Below are 1,010 nucleotides of genomic sequence, written 5' to 3' on the forward strand. Positions count from 1 at the left end.
CTAGGCGCTGTTTCTCGGATCTCTCTACCTGAGTGGGGTGTTGGGGGCAGGCTGGCTGTATGGGACGTGGTGATCTGACGAACGCGGAGTGGGATCGGCTGGAGTCGTTCTTGCCTCGGGGTGGTACGCGTGGAGGCCGGTGGAGTGATCACCGCCGCGTGATCAACGGGGTGCTGTACCGGGTCCGTACGGGTGTGCAGTGGCGGGATCTGCCTGAGCGGTTCGGGCCGTGGGAGACGGTCTACAAGCGTCATCGCCGCTGGTCGGCGGACGGGACCTGGCAGATGCTGCTGTCGAGGGTGCAGGCTGCCGAGGACGCCGCGGGCCGGATCGACTGGGACGTCTCGGTCGACTCCACAGCGGTGCGAGCCCACCAGCACGCCGCCGGCGCAAGGAAGACGCCGCCCGCCGCGGTTCCTCAAAAGGGGGTCGGCCGGCGGACGAACCAGGTCGATCCGGTGCTTCGCAAACTGCTCGTCCGGCTGGAGGAAGTGGTCAGCTCGGCGAGTGTCTGGGACGCTCCCGAGGCGGCTTCACCACCAAGATCCACCTCGCGGCCGACGGACGCTGCCGGCCGCTCTCCCTCCTGCTGACACCCGGCCACTACGCAGACGGCCCCCAACTCCAGCCCGTCCTGCAGCAGGTGTCGGTGCCCCGCACCGGAGTCGGCCGGCCTCGCACCCGCCCCGACCGTGTCCTGGCCGACAAGGCCTACACGTCCCGCGAGAACCGCCGCTACCTGCGGCGACGTGGTATATCGCACACCATCCCCGAACGGCTCGACCAGCGCAGACACCGCCTCAACCGCGGCTCCCAAGGCGGCCGCCCCACCGGGTTCGACCCCGAGCGATACAAGAAGCGCAACACAGTCGAACGAGCCATCAACCGCCTGAAAGGCTTCCGCGCCGTCGCCACACGCTACGAGAAACGGGCATACGCCTACCTCGGCACCGTCACCCTCGCAGCCCTCATCATCTGGCTCCGCACATGATCCAGGAAACAGCGCCTAG

At 68.2% G+C, this 1,010-nt stretch carries 1 protein-coding gene; it reads left to right on the forward strand.

What is annotated here, in order from left to right; all coding sequences use genetic code 11:
• Nucleotides 1–59 precede the first annotated feature (59 nt).
• A protein-coding gene (locus ACZ6SQ_RS38375) for an IS5 family transposase (RefSeq protein WP_469570698.1) occupies nt 60–991 on the forward strand; the annotation gives its coding sequence in 2 pieces (ribosomal slippage) (nt 60–425 and nt 428–991; 930 coding nt in all).
• The last annotated feature ends 19 nt before the right edge of the window (nt 992–1,010 follow it).

Source organism: Streptomyces sp. NPDC048600, assembly GCF_055587025.1.